The 19185-nt window shown below is 71.7% G+C and carries 16 protein-coding genes; 1 reads left to right on the forward strand and 15 read right to left on the reverse strand.

Annotation, left to right across the window (positions count from 1 at the left end):
- Positions 1 to 487 (reverse strand): hypothetical protein (locus K6I34_RS11180; protein ID WP_229324817.1); only part of this gene is annotated, 487 nt, incomplete at its 3' end.
- A gap of 441 nt (positions 488 to 928) precedes the next feature.
- On the opposite strand from K6I34_RS11180, the gene ileS reads away from it, so the two are divergent.
- Positions 929 to 4075 (forward strand): isoleucine--tRNA ligase, encoded by a 3147-nt coding sequence (gene ileS, locus K6I34_RS11185; RefSeq protein ID WP_229324819.1) that lies wholly within the window; start codon positions 929 to 931, stop codon positions 4073 to 4075.
- Positions 4076 to 4248: 173 nt separating this feature from the next.
- On the opposite strand, the gene K6I34_RS11190 is transcribed toward ileS, so the two are convergent.
- From K6I34_RS11190 to K6I34_RS11255, 14 genes are all read right to left on the reverse strand, one after another.
- The gene (locus K6I34_RS11190; protein WP_229324821.1) at positions 4249 to 5478 is read right to left on the reverse strand and encodes a DivIVA domain-containing protein; all 1230 of its coding nucleotides are present in this window, start codon (positions 5476 to 5478) and stop codon (positions 4249 to 4251) included.
- A gap of 61 nt (positions 5479 to 5539) precedes the next feature.
- Positions 5540 to 5824, reverse strand: coding sequence for a YggT family protein (locus K6I34_RS11195; protein ID WP_121797799.1), 285 nt, complete (start codon positions 5822 to 5824; stop codon positions 5540 to 5542).
- A 78-nt stretch (positions 5825 to 5902) separates the two neighbouring features.
- Positions 5903 to 6508, reverse strand: a complete 606-nt coding sequence (locus tag K6I34_RS11200) for a cell division protein SepF (RefSeq protein WP_229324823.1) — start codon at positions 6506 to 6508, stop codon at positions 5903 to 5905.
- Between the two features lie 120 nt (positions 6509 to 6628).
- Positions 6629 to 7348 carry a YggS family pyridoxal phosphate-dependent enzyme gene (locus K6I34_RS11205; protein ID WP_229324825.1) on the reverse strand — a complete coding sequence of 240 codons (720 nt, stop codon included), beginning with the start codon at positions 7346 to 7348 and terminating at the stop codon, positions 6629 to 6631.
- A complete protein-coding gene (gene pgeF / locus K6I34_RS11210; protein WP_374230888.1) occupies positions 7345 to 8109 on the reverse strand; it encodes a peptidoglycan editing factor PgeF in 765 nt (254 codons plus the stop codon). Before pgeF ends, K6I34_RS11205 begins: the two co-directional genes overlap by 4 nt.
- Positions 8110 to 8145: 36 nt before the next feature.
- Entirely contained in the window at positions 8146 to 9384 is a 1239-nt protein-coding gene (ftsZ, locus tag K6I34_RS11215; RefSeq protein WP_229324829.1) for a cell division protein FtsZ, read from the reverse strand.
- A 242-nt stretch (positions 9385 to 9626) separates the two neighbouring features.
- A complete protein-coding gene (locus K6I34_RS11220; protein WP_229324831.1) occupies positions 9627 to 10448 on the reverse strand; it encodes an FtsQ-type POTRA domain-containing protein in 822 nt (273 codons plus the stop codon).
- A 30-nt stretch (positions 10449 to 10478) separates the two neighbouring features.
- Positions 10479 to 11573, reverse strand: a complete 1095-nt coding sequence (gene murG, locus K6I34_RS11225; RefSeq protein WP_229324833.1) for an undecaprenyldiphospho-muramoylpentapeptide beta-N-acetylglucosaminyltransferase — start codon at positions 11571 to 11573, stop codon at positions 10479 to 10481.
- A 6-nt stretch (positions 11574 to 11579) separates the two neighbouring features.
- Entirely contained in the window at positions 11580 to 12974 is a 1395-nt protein-coding gene (gene ftsW, locus K6I34_RS11230; RefSeq protein ID WP_229324835.1) for a putative lipid II flippase FtsW, read from the reverse strand.
- Between the two features lie 98 nt (positions 12975 to 13072).
- Entirely contained in the window at positions 13073 to 14524 is a 1452-nt protein-coding gene (gene murD, locus K6I34_RS11235; RefSeq protein WP_229324837.1) for a UDP-N-acetylmuramoyl-L-alanine--D-glutamate ligase, read from the reverse strand.
- A complete protein-coding gene (mraY, locus tag K6I34_RS11240) occupies positions 14506 to 15570 on the reverse strand; it encodes a phospho-N-acetylmuramoyl-pentapeptide-transferase (RefSeq protein WP_229324839.1) in 1065 nt (354 codons plus the stop codon). The genes murD and mraY overlap by 19 nt, the downstream gene beginning before the upstream one ends.
- On the reverse strand, positions 15570 to 16991 hold the full coding sequence (gene murF / locus K6I34_RS11245) for a UDP-N-acetylmuramoyl-tripeptide--D-alanyl-D-alanine ligase (RefSeq protein WP_229324841.1): 1422 nt from the start codon (positions 16989 to 16991) through the stop codon (positions 15570 to 15572). The genes mraY and murF overlap by 1 nt, the downstream gene beginning before the upstream one ends.
- Before the next feature lie 62 nt (positions 16992 to 17053).
- On the reverse strand, positions 17054 to 18772 hold the full coding sequence (locus K6I34_RS11250; protein ID WP_229324843.1) for a UDP-N-acetylmuramoyl-L-alanyl-D-glutamate--2,6-diaminopimelate ligase: 1719 nt from the start codon (positions 18770 to 18772) through the stop codon (positions 17054 to 17056).
- 15 nt (positions 18773 to 18787) lie between these two features.
- Positions 18788 to 19185 (reverse strand): penicillin-binding transpeptidase domain-containing protein (locus tag K6I34_RS11255; protein WP_275127032.1); only part of this gene is annotated, 398 nt, incomplete at its 5' end.

Consider the following 19185-nt stretch of genomic DNA (forward strand, 5'->3'; position numbering starts at 1 on the left):
CTCCTGCGGCGGCCTCGGCCGTTTTCCTGGCGGGGGCCTTCTTGGCGGCGGGGGCCTTCTTCGCGGCAGGGGCAGCGGCCTTCCGTGCGGGCGCGGCCTTGGGAGCGGCGGGGGCGGCCTTTCCCATGACCTTTTCCGTGGCCTTCTTCGTGACCTTCTCCGTGGCCTTCTTCGCGACTTTCTTCGCCGCTGCGGCCTTCTTCTCAGGCGCGGCCTTCTTCGCGGGTGCGGGCGCGGCCGCCTTGCCCTCTGCCCTGCCCTCCGCCCCGGCTGTCTTCTTCGCGGCCTTCGCAGGGGCCGACCGGGTGGCTCCGGCGGTCGTCTTCTTCGCCGCAGCGGCGGTCTTCCCGGCCGCCTTCGCGGTCGTCGTCTTCGCGGCCTTCTTCGTGGCCTTGGCCGCCGCCTCCCCCGGCGCAGCCTTCCCGACTGCGGTTTTCCCGGCCGCGGCACCCGCCGCGGACTTCGCCGCCGTCTTCTTCGCCACCATGATCGCGGCCCCTTCACATTTTATGATCTTGCGCGCGAATCGTGCCGGAACGATAAATCCCCACCGGGCACGCGGCAACGGGGCACGCCGGTCACCGGCCGCGCGCCCCGCCCCCGGCCCTCACCGGTATCCGGTGGGCCGTGGTCGGCGCGGGCCCTTACACTGGGCGCAGCGAAAGGCGTGGAAGGGACGAGTAGCGCCGTACGCAGCCAGGAGCGACTCGGGGACGGTGGAAGCCCGGGGGCGTGCGCGGTGTGAAGATCAGCCCTGAGCCGCCGGAAGAACGCCCCGGGTCCGCCCGCGGTCAGTAGAACCGGCATCGCGGCCCAATGAGGGGGCCACGGGCGCACGCCCGCGGCCAAGGAGGGTGGTACCGCGGGAGCAGCGTCTCTCGTCCCTCCGACGGACAGCGCCATGACGTCCCGCCGGAGGAAGCACCCCATGAGTCCGCAGCCGCAGTACCGCCAGGTACCCGCCCAGGTGGACCTGCCCGCGCTCGAGCACGCCGTGCTCGATTTCTGGCGCGAGAGCAAGGTCTTCGCCCGAAGCCTGGAGCAGTCCGAGGGCCGCCCCGAGTGGGTGTTCTACGAGGGCCCGCCGACCGCCAACGGCATGCCGGGCGCCCACCACATCGAGGCCCGCGTCTTCAAGGACGTCTTCCCCCGCTTCCGCACGATGCAGGGCTACCACGTCGGCCGCAAGGCGGGCTGGGACTGCCACGGCCTGCCGGTCGAGCTCGCGGTCGAGAAGGAGCTGGGCTTCAACGGCAAGAAGGACATCGAGGCGTACGGCATCGCCGAGTTCAACGCCAAGTGCCGCGAGTCGGTGACCCGGCACACGGACGCCTTCGCCGAGCTCACCACCCGCATGGGCTACTGGGTGGACCTGGACGACGCGTACCGCACCATGGACCCCGAGTACGTCGAGTCCGTGTGGTGGTCGCTGAAGGAGATCTTCAAGAAGGGCCTGCTGGTCCAGGACCACCGCGTCGCCCCCTGGTGCCCCCGCTGCGGCACCGGCCTGTCGGACCACGAGCTGGCGCAGGGCTACGAGACGGTCGTCGACCCGTCGGTCTTCGTCCGCTTCCCGCTGACGTCCGGCCCGCTGGCGGGCGAGGCGTCGCTGCTGGTGTGGACGACCACCCCGTGGACGCTGGTCTCCAACACGGCCGCCGCCGCGCACCCCGACGTCACCTACGTCGTGGCCACCGACGGCAGCGAGAAGCTGGTCGTGGCCGAGCCGCTGCTGGAGAAGGCCCTCGGCGAGGGCTGGACGGCGACGGGTCAGTCCTTCACCGGAGCCGAGATGGAGCGCTGGGCCTACCGGCGCCCGTTCGACCTGGTCGAGTTCCCCGAGGCCGCCCACTTCGTCGTCAACGCCGAGTACGTCACCACCGAGGACGGCACCGGTATCGTCCACCAGGCCCCGGCCTTCGGTGAGGACGACCTGAAGACCTGCCGCGCCTACGGCCTGCCGGTGGTCAACCCGGTCCGCCCGGACGGCACCTTCGAGGAGGGCCTTGGCCTGGTCGGCGGCCAGTTCTTCAAGAAGGCCGACGAGAAGCTCGTCGAAGACCTCTCCGAGCGCGGCCTGCTCTTCAAGCACGTGGCCTACGAGCACAGCTACCCGCACTGCTGGCGCTGCCACACCGCGCTGCTGTACTACGCGCAGCCGTCCTGGTACATCCGCACCACCGCCGTCAAGGACCGGCTTCTGGCGGAGAACGAGAAGACCAACTGGTTCCCCGACTCGGTCAAGCACGGCCGCTTCGGCGACTGGCTGAACAACAACATCGACTGGGCGCTCTCCCGCAACCGCTACTGGGGCACCCCGCTGCCCGTCTGGCGCTGCGAGGACGACCACCTCACCTGCGTCGGCTCGCTGGCCGAGCTCTCCGAGCTCACCGGCACCGACCGGAGCGGCCTCGACCCGCACCGCCCGTACATCGACGAGGTCACCTTCACCTGCACCGCCGACGGCTGCTCCCACACCGCCGTCCGCGTGCCCGAGGTCATCGACGCCTGGTACGACTCGGGCTCGATGCCCTTCGCCCAGTGGGGCTACCCGTACCGGAACAAGGAGCTCTTCGAGAAGCGCTACCCGGCGCAGTTCATCTCGGAGGCCATCGACCAGACGCGTGGCTGGTTCTACACCCTGATGGCGGTCGGCACCCTGGTGTTCGACAAGTCGTCGTACGAGAACGTGGTCTGCCTCGGGCACATCCTCGCCGAGGACGGCCGGAAGATGTCCAAGCACCTGGGCAACATCCTCCAGCCGATCCCGCTGATGGACCAGCACGGCGCCGACGCGGTCCGCTGGTTCATGGCCGCGGGCGGTTCCCCGTGGGCCGCGCGCCGCGTGGGCCACGGCACGATCCAGGAGGTCGTCCGCAAGACGCTCCTCACCTACTGGAACACGGTGGCCTTCCAGGCGCTCTACGCCCGGACGTCCGGCTGGGCGCCCTCGGCGTCCGACCCGGCCCCGGCGGACCGGCCGCTGATCGACCGCTGGCTGCTCAGCGAGCTCAACGCGCTGACCGACCAGGTCACCCAGGCGCTGGAGGCGTACGACACCCAGCGCGCGGGCAAGCTGCTGTCCACCTTCGTGGACGACCTGTCCAACTGGTACGTGCGGCGCTGCCGCCGCCGGTTCTGGCAGGGTGACGCGGCCGCGCTGCGCACGCTGCACGAGGTCGTCGAGACCGTCACCCGCCTGATGGCGCCGCTGGTCCCGTTCATCACCGAGCGGGTGTGGCAGGACCTGGTGGTCCCGGTGACCCCCCAGGCGCCGGAGTCGGTGCACCTGTCGACCTGGCCGAAGGCCGACACCGCGCTCATCGACCCCGAGCTGTCCCGGCAGATGCTGCTGGTGCGCCGTCTGGTCGAGCTCGGCCGCGCCACCCGCGCGGAGTCCGGGGTCAAGACCCGGCAGCCGCTGTCCCGCGCGCTGGTCGCGGCCGCCGGCTTCGAGGACCTGGGTACCGAGCTGCGCGCCCAGATCGCCGAGGAGCTCAACGTCTCCTCGCTGGCCTCCCTCTCGGAGGTCGGGGGTTCGCTGGTCGACACGACCGCCAAGGCGAACTTCCGGGCGCTCGGCCGCCGTTTCGGCAAGGGTGTGCAGGCCGTGGCCAAGGCGATCGCCGAGGCGGACGCCGCCGCACTGTCGCTGGCGCTGCGCGAGGGCACCGCGTCCGTGGTGGTGGACGGCGAGACCGTGGCGCTCTCCCCCGACGAGGTCATCATCACCGAGACCCCGCGCGAGGGCTGGTCGGTGGCCTCCGACTCGGGTGCCACCGTGGCCCTCGACCTGGAGATCACGCCCGAGCTGCGCCGCGCGGGCCTCGCCCGTGACGCGATCCGGCTGATCCAGGAGGCCCGCAAGAACAGCGGCCTGGACGTCGCGGACCGTATCGCGCTGCGCTGGCTGGCGACGGAGGACGAGACCACGACGGCGCTCACGGAGCACGCGATGCTCATCGCGGACGAGGTCCTGGCGACCGACTTCCTCTCCGGTGACGCGGACGGTTCCTTCGGCGAGCCGTTCGAGGACGAGGGTCTCGGCCTGACGTTCCGTCTCCGCAAGGCGTAACGAACCGGAAGCGCCGGTCGCCCAGGGATCCCCCGGGCGACCGGCGCTTTTGTGTGTGCATCAGAAAAAGCGGGGCAAGGGAACAGGTGGGGGAAAACCACCGAAAACGGGCCGGGCCCGGGACTCATGTCCCGGGCCCGGCCCGCTGATTGCCGTCGGCTGCGCGCCGCCGACTAGTTGTCGTCCTCGTCGATCAGGAAGCCCCGCATCGGGGACGGCGCCTGCGGCATCGACTGCTGGCCCTGCGGCCGCACCGGTGCCATCGGCTGGGTCATCGCCGGGGACATCTGCTGCTGGCCGCCGTACGACGGGGCACCCATCGGGGTGTTGCCCCCCATGGAGGTGTTGCCGCCCATGGACGGGTTGCCGCCCATGCTGTGACCGCCCATGCCCGCACCTGCCGAGGCCATCGACCCGCTCATCGAGGGGGCCGCGGGCAGCGACGGGGTGTTGGGGTTGCGCGGCGGGGCCAGCGAGTCGTCCGCCTGGTTCTCCAGCTGGCGCAGCTGGCTCTCCAGGTAGGACTTCAGGCGCGTGCGGTACTCCCGCTCGAAGCCGCGCAGGTCCTCGACCTTGCGCTCCAGCGTGGCGCGGGCGGACTCCAGCGAGCCCATCGCGACGCGGTGCTTCTCCTGGGCGTCCCGCTCCAGGGCATCGGCCTTGGCGCGGGCGTCCCGCTCCAGACCCTCGGCGCGGCTGCGCGCCTCGCCGACGATCTTGTTGGCCTCGGAACGGGCCTCCGCGATCGCCTGGTCGGCGGTCTGCTGAGCGAGCGACAGCACTCGGGCGGCACTGTCACCGCCCGGACCCTGGCCAGGCTGCGGCAGCTGGGGACCGGGGCCGCCCATCGGACCGCCCTGACCCATGGGGCCGTTCTGCCCCATAGGACCGTTCTGACCCATGGGGTTCTGCCCCATGGGACCGTTCTGGCCCATGCCGTTCTGACCCATCGGTCCGTTCTGTCCCATGGGGCCGCCCATGGGGCCACCCATCGGACCGTTCTGTCCCATCGGGCCGGGACCGTGCGGGCCCTGGGGACCGTGGCCGTGACCGCCGGGGCCTGCCGGAAGCTGCGGGGCACCGCCCGGCAGCTGCGGCGGGCCGCCCATCTGCTGTTGCTGCGGCGGCACCGGCTGCGGTCCGGATATGGCGGCGGGCACGGGAGCCCCGGGACCTCGCTGGTCCTGCGGCTCGGGCTTGCGCATTCCCTGCTGCTGGTTCTGCGCGGCGGCACGCGTGGCGGCGGCCAGCTTGGCGCGCAGGTCCTCGTTCTCCCGGAGCAACCGGGTCAGTTCGGCCTCGACCTCGTCGAGAAAGGCATCGACTTCGTCCTCGTCATAGCCTTCTCGTAGCCGGACGGTCGTGAACTGCTTGTTCCGCACGTCCTCGGGGGTCAACGGCATCTCTTCTTCACCTCAACGTAGTCGTCGGCAATCGGCAAGACCGTATCGTTCACAGCCGCGTTCACAGCCGGCTCACGACGGTGATCAGGATGTAGACGATGATCATCAGTACGAAGAAGGACAGGTCGAGCGCCACGCCCCCGAGACGCAGCGGCGGGATGACCCGCCGCAGAAGCTTGAGCGGTGGATCGGTGACAGTGTAGGTGGCCTCAAGGACGACCACCATCGCCTTACCGGGTTGCCATGAGCGTGCGAACTGGAAGACGTAATCCATCACCAGCCGGAAGATCAGGACGAACAGGAAGCAGTACAGCGCGATGTAGATCACGTCGAGTGCGATGCTCATCTCTCGCGCTTCCCTCTCCCCTTGCTCGTACCCGGCCTGTCGGGCCGTCATTCACCCGGCATTGACCGGTTTTGCGTCTCAGCTCTGATTGAAGAACCCACCCTCTGCGATGCGGGCCTTGTCCTCCGCCGTGACATCGACGTTAGCAGGAGACAGCAGGAACACCTTCTGCGTCACCCGCTCGATGCTGCCGTGGAGTCCGAAGACGAGACCGGCGGCAAAGTCGACAAGTCGCTTCGCGTCGGTGTCGTCCATCTCCGTGAGATTCATGATCACCGGGGTGCCCTCACGGAAGTGTTCCCCGATGGTACGGGCCTCGTTGTAGGTCCGAGGGTGCAATGTCGTGATGCGGTAGGGCTCCCGCTCGGACACAACCTTGGGCATGATCACCGGTGCGTTCTTCTCCAGAGAGTGGCGTTCGGGTGTGATGGATGCCACGGGGGCGATTCGGGCGGGTCGTCCCGTTTCCGCTACGAGCGGAGCGGGTTCGCGCTGGGCAGGTGGCTGGGCGACTCGGACCGGTTCGTCCGATTGTGTCTGCTGGGCCTGGTGTTGCTGCTGCCGTCGCCGGTCGGGCTCCGGCTCGGGCTCGAACTCGTCATCGGGGTCGAACCCCGGGCCGTCGTACCCATCGTCCTCCACGAGGCCGAGGTAGACCGCCATCTTGCGCATCGCGCCGGCCATTCTCTGCGTCCTCCGCTCTGTGGTGGATCGGCTCCGTCAACGGGCCCGGATCCACGCGGTCCGCCCACCTTTTGATGGGAATGACCATATTTTCTGCTGTGGTCCGACTTCTTGGCGACGTTACCCGAGCCGGGGTCGGACTCCGAGTACCGCCGAGCCGACACGTACATGTGTCGCCCCGGCCGCAACGGCGTCATCCAGATCCGCGCTCATACCTGCTGACACCATGTTCGCAGCAGGATGGGCCGCGCGCAGGCCCGTTGAGATTTCCATCAGCCGGTCGAAGGCCGCCCGGGGCCGTCCCGCGTAGGGACCGGCGAGCGGAGCGACCGTCATGAGGCCCGCCGGCCGGAGTCCTTCCGCCGCGGCGAGCGCGTCCGCGAGCTCCAGCACCCCGTCCGGGGCGACGCCCCCGCGCTCCCCGCGCTCGCCCGACTCGGCGTCGAGGGCCACCTGGATCAGGCAGTCGACCTCGCGCCCGGCCCGGACGGCCGCCGTCGAGAGGGCCGTGACCAGTCGCATTCGGTCGACCGAGTGCACCACATCGGCATATCCCAGCACCGAACGGACCTTGTTCGTCTGCAATTGTCCGACGAAGTGCCAGTTCAGGGGCAGGTCCGCGCACTCGGCGGCCTTGGGGGCGGCGTCCTGGTCGCGGTTCTCGGCGACGTGCCGGACCCCCAGCTCGGCGAGCAGCCGTACATCGCTCGCGGGGTAGGTCTTGGTGACCACGATGAGGGTCACCTCCTCGCGCCCGCGGCCCGCCGCGGCGCAGGCGGAGGAGATACGTTCCTCCACCCGTGCCAGGTTCTCGGCCAGTTCCGTTCTACGGTCCGTCACAGTTCCGCGTCCAACCAGACGTAGCTCGCGAGCCGCCCGGTGATGCGCTCGCGCCGGTAAGAGAAATGGTCCGCCGACTCCAGCGTGCAGACGGGTGACTGCTTCGCCACCCGGATGCCGAGCCGGTGCAGCTGGGCACGGACCCCCGCGGCCACGTCCACGGACGGGGTGCCCTTGCGGGTGGTGGCCCGGGCCTCCGGCACGACCTCCGCGACCTCGGCGCGCATGGTCTCGGGCACCTCGTAGCACAGGCCGCAGACCGAGGGGCCGATGAGAGCGACGATCCGGGCCGGGTCCGCGCCCAGGCCGGTCATCGCCTCGACGGTCGCGGGGACCACTCCGGCGACCAGCCCCGGGCGGCCCGCGTGGGCCGCGCCGGTGACCCCGGCGACCGGGTCGGCGAGCAGCACCGGGGTGCAGTCCGCCGTCAGCACGGCGAGGGCGAGACCGCGACGGGCCGTCACCACCCCGTCGACCGCGGGGATTCCGGCCGGGTCCGCGGGGTCCCACGGTCCGTCGACCACGGCCACGTCCCGCCCGTGCACCTGGTGCATCCAGACGACCCCGGCCGGGTCGAGCCCGAGCGACTTCGCCGCCCGCTCGCGGTTGGTCCGCACGGCGGCGGGGTCGTCGCCGACCCCGCCGCCCTGGTTGAGCTCGTCATACGGAGCGGCGCTCACCCCGCCCCACCGGTCGGTGAAGGCGAAGTGGGCGCCGCCCACGTGGTCTTCGCATGTCACTGCGTGCTGATGCCCTATCACTAAGTGATCCCTGGGGGCCCGCTCACTCGCGGAGTACTACTTGAGGAAGTCCGGGACGTCGAGTTCCTCGGCGGTCGAGTCCTGGTAGGGACGGGCCGGGGGAACCTGCGGGGAGACCGCCGGCGGCGGGGGCATCTCGGCGACCGGGGCCGGGTCGGCGAGCGGGGACTCCTCGCTGCGCGGGGTCACGCTGCCGAGACCGCCGAAGGAGGGCCGGACCGGGTCGGCCGCGGGGGCCTGACGCGGGGTCGGCGCCGCGGGGCTCTCCTCGCGGCCGCCGCCGTAGGTGGAACCGAGCACCTTGTCCCGGCTGCCCTTGGCCGGCGGCTGGCCGCCGTCGAACCCGGCGGCGATGACCGTGACCCGGACCTCGTCGCCCAGGGCGTCGTCGATGACCGCACCGAAGATGATGTTGGCCTCGGGGTGGGCGGCCTCGCTGACCAGCTGCGCGGCCTCGTTGATCTCGAAGAGACCGAGGTCGGAGCCGCCGGAGATGGAGAGCAGCACACCGCGGGCGCCGTCGATGGACGCCTCCAGCAGCGGCGAGGAAATGGCCATCTCCGCGGCGGCCACCGCGCGGTCGTCGCCGCGGGCGGAGCCGATGCCCATGAGCGCCGAGCCCGCCTCGGACATCACGGACTTGACGTCCGCGAAGTCGAGGTTGATCAGACCCGGGGTGGTGATGAGGTCGGTGATGCCCTGGACACCGGACAGCAGCACCTGGTCGGCAGACTTGAACGCGTCGAGCACGCTCACCTGACGGTCCGAGATGGACAGCAGTCGGTCATTGGGGATCACGATGAGGGTGTCGACCTCGTCGCGGAGGCTGGCGATGCCGTCCTCGGCCTGGTTCGCCCGGCGGCGGCCCTCGAAGGTGAACGGGCGGGTGACCACACCGATCGTCAGGGCGCCCAGCGAGCGGGCGATGTTGGCGACGACGGGCGCGCCACCGGTGCCGGTGCCGCCGCCCTCGCCCGCGGTGACGAAGACCATGTCGGCCCCCTTGAGGACCTCCTCGATCTCCTCGCGGTGGTCCTCGGCGGCCTTGCGGCCGACATCGGGGTTCGCGCCGGCGCCGAGGCCCCGGGTGAGCTCCCGGCCGACGTCGAGCTTGACGTCGGCGTCGCTCATCAGCAGGGCCTGTGCATCGGTATTGATCGCGATGAACTCGACGCCCTTGAGACCGACCTCGATCATCCGGTTGATGGCGTTCACGCCACCGCCGCCGATGCCGACGACCTTGATGACTGCGAGGTAGTTCTGCGGTGCTGCCACGTCGAAGGCCTCTCGCCTCGAGTTACGTATGCCTGGGGGACGGTTCCGAAGTGCCGACCCGAACCCTCAACCTGAAGTTTAGGGTTACGGGTGCCGCCGTTCGCCGGAGTTCTCCGAACAGGACACTAAGTCGACAAGCGGCGCGTGTTCAACGAACACGCCGAACCTCCCGTTTTTCTTTTCACCCTATGTGATCACCCATAGCCGTAGCCAGTCAGGGTGCTGCGAGAGCCGCCTCTCCGTCAACTCCCCGACGCCGCGGGGGCGCTGGGAGCGCTCACGTCGAAGTGGTTCGCGCCCTTCGCGGCCTTCAGGAGCGCCAGGAGCGTGCGCGCCTTCGCCTCGCCACGCTCCCCGCTCCCCCAGACCACCGTCCGACCACCCGTCAGGTCGAGGGTGATGGCGTCGTACGAGCGTACGTGGATGACGCGGGTGGCGGCGCGCACGGCGGCGGGCAGTGCCTCGGCGACCCGGACGCCCTCGCGCTCCAGCCGCGCGGGCCCGAAGCGGCGCAGGCTCGGCGAGGTCGCGGCCTCCAGGGAGAGCCGGGGGACGTTCGGCGGGGCGTGATCGACTGTGGCGAACCGCACGCCCGAACCGTCGATTTCAATAAACTTTCCGCCTTTTTCGATGATCGCCCTGGGCTGTCGCTCGACCACTTTCAGTGCGATCGCGTGCGGCCATGACCGTTCGACGTCGACGGTGTCGATCCTCGGCAGGGCCTTGCGCAGGCGTTCGGCGATGGCGTCGGTGTCCACCGAGACGAGGGGTTCGCCGAGCGGGACGGCGGCGGCCGCGCGGACCTCCTCGGGCGTCAGCACGGCGAGCCCGCTGACCTCCACCCGGGTGGCGCGCAGCCAGCTGGAGCCATAGAGGGCCCAGCCGGCCGCGCCGCCCACCAGCACGGTGAGGACGGCCCACAGGACGAACCTGCGGCGCGTGGGCCGGGGGCGGCGCGCCGGGCGTTTGCCGGGCGGCCGGGAGGGGCCGGACCGGGCCGACTTCCCGCTCCTCGCGTTCCTGCTCTTCGAGCCACCGCGTTGAGCGGTCGTCGGTCCGGCCACGCTCCCCTAGCCTCCTGCTCCTACGGGCACTCAGCCCGCTCTGTGTGCGGCAATCGCCTCGTACACCATGCCGACGAGCAGGTCGTCGGCATCGCGGCGCCCGAACTCGGCGGCGGCGCGGGACATCTCGTACAGCCGGTGCGGGTCGCCGAGCACCGGGAGCACCTGGCTCTGCAGCCACTGCGTGCTCAGCTCGGCGTCGTCGACCAGCAGACCGCCGCCCGCCTTGACCACCGGCTGGGCGTTGAGCCGCTGTTCGCCGTTGCCGATGGGCAGCGGGACATAGGCGGCGGGCAGCCCGACGGCGGACAGCTCGGCGACGGTCATCGCACCCGCGCGGCAGAGCATCATGTCGGCCGCGGCGTACGCGAGATCCATCCGGTCCAGGTACGGTACCGGGACATAGGGCGGCATTCCGGGCATGTTGTCCACATGCGGCAGGTCGTTCTTCGGACCGACCGCGTGCAGGATCTGGATGCCCGCGCGCTGCAGGAACGGCACCGAGGCCTGGACGACCTCGTTCAGCCTGCGGGCACCCTGCGAACCGCCGGAGACCAGCAGCGTCGGCAGGTTGGGGTCGAGCCCGAAGTAGTGGCGCGCCTCCGGCCGGGCGGCGACCCGGTCCAGGGTCGCGATGGTGCGCCGCAGCGGGATGCCCACGTAGCGGGCGTTGCGCAGCTTGCTGTCCGGGGTGGACACGGCGACACCGGCCGCGTAACGCGAGCCGATCTTGTTGGCCAGGCCGGGGCGCGCGTTGGCCTCGTGCACGATGATCGGCACGCCGAGCCGCTTGGCGGCCAGGTAGCCGGGCAGCGCCACGTAGCCGCCGAAGCCGACCACGCAGTCCGCCTTGGTGCGCTCCAGGATCTGCTCCGCGGCCTTGATCGTGCCGCGCAGCCGCCCGGGGACCGTGATCAGCTCGGGCGTGGGCTTGCGCGGCAGCGGGACGGCGGGGATCAGGCCCAGCTCATAGCCCCGCTCGGGCACGAGCCGGGTCTCCAGACCCCGCTCCGTGCCGAGCGCCGTGATCCCCACGGTCGGGTCCTGCCTGCGCAGGGCGTCCGCGAGGGCGAGCGCGGGCTCGATGTGGCCGGCGGTCCCCCCACCGGCGAGTACGACATGCACCGAAATTCACCGCTCTCCGGACGGTCGCTTCTTGACGCGCCGTCTCATCGTCTTCCATCTCACCCCAGGCTGCCGCATGGCCAGCGCCGCCCGCGCACCGGGTTCGTCGCGCGCGAAGGCGATCAGCAGCCCGATGGCGAACATGGTCGGCAGCAGGGCGGACCCTCCGTAGGAGAACAGCGGCAGGGGCACCCCGGCGATCGGCAGCAGACCGAGCACCGCGCCGATGTTGACCACGGCCTGGGCCGTGATCCAGGTGGTCACCCCTCCCGCGGCGTACCTCACGAAGGGGTCCTCCGTGCGTCCGGCCACGCGGATACCCGCATAGCCTAGAGCCGCGAACAGGGCGAGCACCGACAGCGTCCCCGCGAGACCGAGCTCCTCGCCGGTGATGGCGAAGATGAAGTCCGTATGGGGTTCGGGGAGTTCGCCCCATTTTTCCACACTCGCCCCGAGCCCGGCACCGAACCAGCCGCCGTTGGCCAGGGCGTAGATGCCGTGCACGGCCTGCCAGCACTGGTCATTGGTGCCCGGGTCGGTGGCGCCGATGCAGGCCAGGCGGGACATCCGGTTGGCGCTGGTCTTGATGAACAGTACGGCCAGCACGGCGGTGACGCCGAAGACCCCGGAGAAGAGCCGGGTCGGGGCGCCCGCGATCCACAGGAGCCCCAGCAGTACGGCGGTGAGGACGACGGTGGTCCCCATGTCGCCCCCGAGCATGATCAGCCCGAGCAGTACGAAGGTGACGGGCACCAGGGGCACCAGCAGGTGCTTCCACTGGGTGAGCAGCTTCTTGGCCTGTTTGCGGGCCAGCAGGTCGGCGCCCCACAGCACGAGCGCGAGTTTGGCGAACTCGCTCGGCTGGAGCTGGAAGGGGCCGCCCAGGGCGATCCAGTTGGTGTTGCCGTTGATGGTCTCGCCGATGCCGGGCACCTGGACCAGGCAGAGCAGGCAGAAGGAGCCGGCGAGCGCCGGGTAGGCGAAGGCCCGCAGCAGCTTGACGGGCATGCGGGCGGCGGCGAGCAGCAGCACGGTGCCGATGGCGGCGGCGAGCAGCTGCTTGCGGAAGAAGAAGCTGGGCGGCAGACCGTTCTGCAGCGCCTTGATCTGGGAGGCGGAGTAGACCATCACCAGGCCGAGCACGATGATCAGCAGCGAGCCGCCGAGGATCAGGTAGTAGGCGGTCAGCGGCCGGTCCCAGGCCCGCTTGGCGCGGGCGTGCAGGGCCCGCAGTCCGCCCAGGACGGTGCCGCGGGGCGGCCGGGGCCTGCCGGGGCCCGGCTTGCCCCCGCGGCCCGCCGCCGGGCGGGGACGGGCCGTCCTGGCGGTCCGGGAGCGCGCGACGGGCCCCCGCAGGGCCGTCCACCCGGCGAGTGGCCTCGCGATGTCGTCCGCGTGCATCCGGGTGTCCCCTTCGCTGGTCTCCCGCGCCGCCCGGTCACGCCGGGGCCCGGCTCCCGCCGTCGTACGGGGGAACCGGGCCTTGAGGGACCGTGCGGCTACTGGTCGGTGCCGCGGCCTCGCTCGGGCCCCGCGAGGGCCCGGACCGCCTCGGCGAACGCCTCGCCGCGCTTGTTGTAGTTGACGAACATGTCCATCGAGGCGCAGGCCGGGGCCAGGAGCACGGTGTCACCCGGCCCGGCGAGCCGCGCGGCCTGAAGGACCGCTGCCGTCATCGCCCCAGTGTCGGTCCGGTCGAGGTCGACCACCGGGACATCCGGGGCGTGTCGCGCCAGTGCTTCCGCGATCAGCGCCCGGTCGGCGCCGATGAGGACGACGCCGCGCAGCCGCTGCGCGGCCGAGGCGACGAGCTCGTCGAAGGTCGCGCCCTTGGCCAGGCCGCCCGCGATCCACACGACCCGGTCGTAGGCCGCCAGCGACGCCTGGGCGGCGTGGGTGTTGGTGGCCTTGGAGTCGTCCACGTAGGCGACGCCGTCCACGTCCGCGACGTGGGCGATGCGGTGGGCGTCGGGGCGGAAGGCGCGCAGGCCCTCCCGTACGGCCTTCGGCTCGACGCCGAAGGCGCGGGCGAGCGCGGCGGCGGCGAGGGCGTTGGCGATGTTGTGCGGGGCCGCGGGCTCGATGTCCGAGACCTCGGCGAGCTCCTGGGCGTTCTTCTGCCGGTCCGCGACGAAGGCCCGGTCGACGAGGATGCCGTCGACGACGCCGAGCATGGACAGGCCGGGCGGGCCGAGGGTGAAGCCGATGGCGCGGCAGCCCTCCTCCACGTCCGCCTCGCGCACCAGGTGCTCGGTGCGGTTGTCGGCGGCGTTGTAGACGCAGGCGACCTGGTTGCCCTCGTAGATACGGCCCTTGTCGGTGGCGTAGGCGGCCATGGAGCCGTGCCAGTCGAGGTGGTCCGGGGCGAGGTTGAGCACGGCCGCGGAGTGCGCCCGTACGGAGGGCGCCCAGTGCAGCTGGTAGCTGGAGAGCTCGACGGCCAGGACGTCGTAGGCCCCGCCTTCGAGCACGATGTCGACGATCGGCGTGCCGATGTTGCCGACGGCGGCGGTGCGCAGGCCCGCGGCCCGGAGGATCGAGGCGAGCATCTGCACGGTCGTGGTCTTGCCGTTGGTGCCGGTGACCGCGAGCCAGGGGGCCGCGTCGGGGCCGCGGAGCCGCCAGGCGAGCTCGACGTCGCCGATCACCGGGGCACCCGCCTCCGCCGCGGCGGCGAAGAGCGGGCTGTCCGGCTTCCAGCCGGGCGAGGTGACGACGAGGTCGGTGCCCTCGGGCAGGGTGGCGGCGTCCGCGAGGCGGACGGCGACGCCCGCCGCCCGGAGCTCCTCGGCGCGCTCGCGCAGCGCCTCGTTGTCACCGCCGTCGACGACGGTCACCCGGGCGCCGAGGCCGGCCAGGGCGCGGGCGGCGCTGACGCCGCTCACACCGAGGCCGGCGACGGTGATGTGCTTGCCGCTGAATTCCGCAGAGGTCACTTGACCGCCAGCCATCCGGCGTAGAAGATCCCGAGCCCGACGGCCACGCACAGGCCCTGGATGATCCAGAAGCGGACCACCACAAGGACCTCGCTCCACCCCTTGAGTTCGAAGTGGTGCTGGAGCGGGGCCATCCGGAAGACGCGCTTCCCGGTCATGCGGAACGAGCCGACCTGGATGACCACGGACATGGTGATCAGGACGAAGAGGCCGCCCAGGAGGGCGAGCAGCAGCTCGGTGCGGGAGCAGATCGCCAGACCCGCGAGCGCGCCGCCGAGGGCGAGCGAACCGGTGTCGCCCATGAAGATCTTCGCGGGCGAGGTGTTCCACCACAGGAAGCCGAAGCAGGAGCCCATCAGGGCGGAGGCGACGACGGCGAGGTCGAGCGGATCGCGCACCTCGTAGCAGGCGGCACCGGCGGTGAGCGAGTTGCCGCACCACTGGCCGTGCTGCCAGGTGCCGATGAAGACGTACGCGCCGAAGACCATCACGGAGGCGCCGGTGGCGAGGCCGTCGAGGCCGTCGGTGAGGTTCACGCCGTTCGACATCGCGAGGATCATGAACAGCGCCCAGACCACGAAGATCACCGGGCCGATGGACCAGCCGAAGTCCTGGGTGAAGGACAGCCGGGTGGAGGCCGGGGTCTGGCCGCGGGTGTCCGCGAACTGGAGCGCCAGCACGGCGAAGGCGATACCGACGATCAGCTGGCCGGCCATCTTCGCCTTGGCGCGCAGACCGAGGCTGCGCTGCTTGACGATCTTGATGTAGTCGTCGAGGAAGCCGACGAGGCCCATGCCCGCGGTCAGGAACAGCACCAGCAGGCCCGAGGTGGTCGGCTCCTTGCTGGTGATCACCTTGGTGGCGGCGTACGCGATCAGCGTGGCCAGGATGAAGGCGATGCCACCCATGGTGGGTGTGCCCTTCTTCCCGGCGTGGCCGCGCGGGCCGTCGTCACGGATGAACTGGCCGTAGCCCTTGCGGGCGAGGAACTTGATCAGCAGCGGGGTGCCGATGAGGGTCAGGAAGAGACCGATGACACCCGCGAACAGGATCTGGTTCATCAGTGGCCGCCCTCGCCCTCGCCGCCGAGCAGCGCCTGGGCGACCCGCTCCAGACCGGCCGACCGGGACGCCTTCAACAGCACGACGTCACCCGGGCGCAGCTCGCTGCGCAACAGGTCGACCGCCGCCTGCGCGTCGGACACGTGCACCGACTCCTCACCCCACGAACCCTCGTTGTAGGCGCCCATCTGCAGCCAGGCCGCTTCCCTGCCCCCGACTGCCACGAGCTTGCTGACGTTGAGCCGGACGGCGAGCCGCCCGACCGCGTCGTGCTCGGCGAGCGCGTCGTCCCCGAGCTCGGCCATCTGGCCGAGCACGGCCCACGTGCGGCCCCCCTTCGCCGTTGCGGCCTGTCCCATGGCGGCCAGCGCGCGCAGCGCCGCTCGCATGGATTCGGGGTTCGCGTTGTAGGCGTCGTTGACGATCGTCACGCCGTCCGCACGCTCGGTGACCTCCATCCGCCAGCGCGAGAGCTGGCCCGCCTCGGAGAGCGCGGTGGCGATCTCCTGCGCGGGCATGCCCAGCTCGTGGGCGACGGCGGCCGCGGCGAGCGCGTTCGACACGTGGTGCTCACCGTACAGCCGCATGGTCACGTCCCCGCACCCGGTGGGTGTGTGGAGCGTGAAGGAGGGCTGTCCCGTCGCGGTGAGGCGGACGTTCTCGGCGCGCACGTCGGCGTCCTCGGCCTCGCCGAAGAGGACCGTGCGGGCCTTGGTGCGGCCGCTCATCGCGCGGACGAGCGGGTCGTCGGCGTTGAGCACGGCGACACCGCCCTCGGCCGCTGTGGGCAGCGCCTCGACGAGCTCGCCCTTGGCCCGCGCGATCTGCTCGCGGCCGCCGAACTCGCCGATGTGGGCGGTGCCGACGTTGAGGACGAGGCCGATGCGCGGCGGGGTCAGCTCGGCCAGGTAGCGGATGTGGCCGATGCCGCGGGCGCCCATCTCCAGGACGAGGTGGCGGGTGTCCTCGTCCGCGAGCAGCGCGGTGAGCGGCAGGCCGATCTCGTTGTTGAAGTTGCCGGGCGGGCCGACGGTGGGGCCGAGGCGGCCGAGCAGCTGGGAGATCAGGTCCTTGGTGCTGGTCTTGCCGGCCGAGCCGGTGAGGGCGACGACGGTGGCGTCCGCGCGTTCGACGACGGCGCGGGCGAGCGCGCCCAGGGCCGCCACGACGTCGTCGACGACGATGGCGGGCACCCCGACGGGCCGGGTGGCCAGGACGGCGACGGCTCCGGCGGCGACGGCGCGCTCGGCGAAGTCGTGGCCGTCGACCTTGTCGCCGGGCAGGGCCGCGAAGAGGCTGCCGGGCCGTACCTCACGGGAGTCGATCACGACCGGGCCCGCGGCCGTGCGGCCCGGGTCCGGTATGTCGTGCTGCTGCCCGCCGACGATGGCGGCGATCTCGGCGAGGGACAGGGCGATCACTGGGAATTACCTCCGTCCGTTCGGGAGAGCTGCCGGGGGGAGGGTTGGCGCATGGCGGTCTGTCATCCCTGGTCGTTCCGGTGCTTGATCGGCGAAGTCGGCAAGGCGGCCGCGGCGCGGCGCTCGACGGCCTCGCGCAGCACCTGGCGGTCGTCGAACGGTCGCACGACCCCGGCGATGTCCTGGCCCTGTTCGTGGCCCTTGCCCAGGACCACGACGGTGTCGCCGGGTTCGGCGCGGGCGACCGCGGCGGCGATGGCGTCGGCGCGGTCCTCCATCAGGAGGACCTTGCCGCGCTCGTCGGCGGGCACCTCGGCGGCGCCCGCGAGCATGGTGGCGAGGATCGCGAGGGGATCCTCGGAGCGGGGGTTGTCGGAGGTCAGCACGGCGGTGTCGGCGAGCCGGGCCAGCGCGGCGCCCATGGGGGCGCGCTTGGTGGTGTCGCGGTCACCGCCGCAGCCGAGCACGGCGTGCACGCGGCCGGTGCCGACCTCGCGCAGGGCGCGGAGAACCGATTCGACGGCGTCCGTCTTGTGCGCGTAGTCGACGACGGCCAGGTAGGGCTGGCCCGCGTCGACGCGCTCCAGGCGGCCGGGGACGCCGGGGACGGCGGCGACGCCGTCGGCGGCGGCCTGGGGCTCGACCCCGGCGGCGACGAGGGCGGTGATCGCGGCGAGGGCGTTGGCCACGTTGAACGGCCCGGCCAGCGGGGAGCGGGCGCGCACGGTCTCGCCGTCCGGCCCGTGGACGGTGAAGGTCGAGTCGAACGGTCCGATCTCGACGTCCTCGGCGCGCCAGTCGGCCTCGGGGCGGCCCTCTGCGGAGAAGGTGATCACGGGGACCTCGGCGGCACCCTCGGCGAGGCGGCGGCCGTACTCGTCGTCGAGGTTGACGACGCCGACGCGGCTGCGGGCCTTGGTGAAGAGCTCGGCCTTGGCCTGGAAGTAGTCCTCCATGCCGGAGTGGAACTCCATGTGCTCCGGGCTGAGGTTGTTGAAGACGGCGACGTCGAAGACGCAGCCGTCGACGCGGCCGAGCACCAGCGCGTGGCTGGAGACCTCCATGGCGACCGAGCGGACGCCGCGCTCGCGCATCACGGCGAAGAGCGCCTGGAGGTCGGTGGCCTCGGGGGTGGTGCGCTCGGACTTGATGCGCTCGTCACCGATGCGGGACTCCACGGTGCCGATGAGGCCGGTGAGGCCGCCGAGGGCCTTGAGGCCGCCCTCGACGAGGTACGCGGTGGTGGTCTTGCCGGAGGTACCGGTGATCCCGATCTGGAGCAGGTCGTCGCCGGGGCGCCCGTAGAGCGTCGCGGCGAGCTCACCCATCCGGCCGCGCGGGTCGGCGACGGTGAGCACGGCCAGACCGGTGGCGGCGGCGCGCTCGGCGCCCGCCGGGTCGGTCAGCACGGCGACGGCGCCGAGCTTCGCGGCCTGGGCGGCGAAGTCCGCGCCGTGGAAGCGGGCGCCGGGCAGGGCGGCGTAGACGTCGCCCGGGCGGACGGCCCGCGAGTCGTGGGTGATGCCGGTGGCCTCGGCGGCCGGGCCCCCGGGGGCGGGGATGCCCAGCTGACCGGCCAGCTCCGTGACGGGCACGGGGCGGACCTGGGTGGGGCGCGGCGCTCCCGGCCGGACGGGCTGTGCGGCAGGGGCTTCCGTGGGGCTGGTGTGGGACTGATCAGCGTGGGGCACGGCGGTGAGCGTACCGGGCGCACCCGCCCCGTCGCGAAGTGAGGGGCACGCGGTGCCGCGGTTCCCGGGGTCGGGGGTGATGGTCGTCACGGCCGCTCCCGGGTCTCACTGGCCGTCGTAGCTCACCGGCAGCCGGGGCGGCTGGGTGCCGGACGGGGGTACCTGGAGGGTCTTCAGCGAGAACTCCATGACCTGCTTGAAGACGGGTCCGCAGATCTGGCCGCCGAAGTAACTCCCCTTGGTGGGGTTCTGGATGGCGCAGTAGACGGTGATCCGGGGCTGGTCGGCGGGGGCGAAGCCGGCGAAGGAGGCGGTGTAGCCGTGGTAGCGGCCGGTGCCGGGATCCACCCGGTTGGAGGTGCCGGTCTTGCCCGCGACGCGGTAGCCGGGGATCTGCGCCTTGGTGCCGGTGCCCTCGCGGTCGTCGACGACGGACTCCAGCATGGCGGCGAGTTCCCTGGCGGTCTTCTCGCTGACCACACGGGTGCGCTGGGGGCCCGGGG

It is taken from the genome of Streptomyces sp. UNOC14_S4 (assembly GCF_020740835.1).
Lineage (GTDB): Bacteria > Actinomycetota > Actinomycetes > Streptomycetales > Streptomycetaceae > Streptomyces.

Coding starts and splice junctions, on each gene's coding strand:
- ileS (WP_229324819.1), top strand. CDS start 929: ATGAGTCCGCAGCCGCAGTACCGCCAGGTACCCGCCCAGGTGGACCTG.
- K6I34_RS11190 (WP_229324821.1), bottom strand. CDS start 5,478: ATGCCGTTGACCCCCGAGGACGTGCGGAACAAGCAGTTCACGACCGTC.
- K6I34_RS11195 (WP_121797799.1), bottom strand. CDS start 5,824: ATGAGCATCGCACTCGACGTGATCTACATCGCGCTGTACTGCTTCCTG.
- K6I34_RS11200 (WP_229324823.1), bottom strand. CDS start 6,508: ATGGCCGGCGCGATGCGCAAGATGGCGGTCTACCTCGGCCTCGTGGAG.
- ftsW (WP_229324835.1), bottom strand. CDS start 12,974: ATGCACGCGGACGACATCGCGAGGCCACTCGCCGGGTGGACGGCCCTG.
- murD (WP_229324837.1), bottom strand. CDS start 14,524: ATGGCTGGCGGTCAAGTGACCTCTGCGGAATTCAGCGGCAAGCACATC.
- mraY (WP_229324839.1), bottom strand. CDS start 15,570: ATGAACCAGATCCTGTTCGCGGGTGTCATCGGTCTCTTCCTGACCCTC.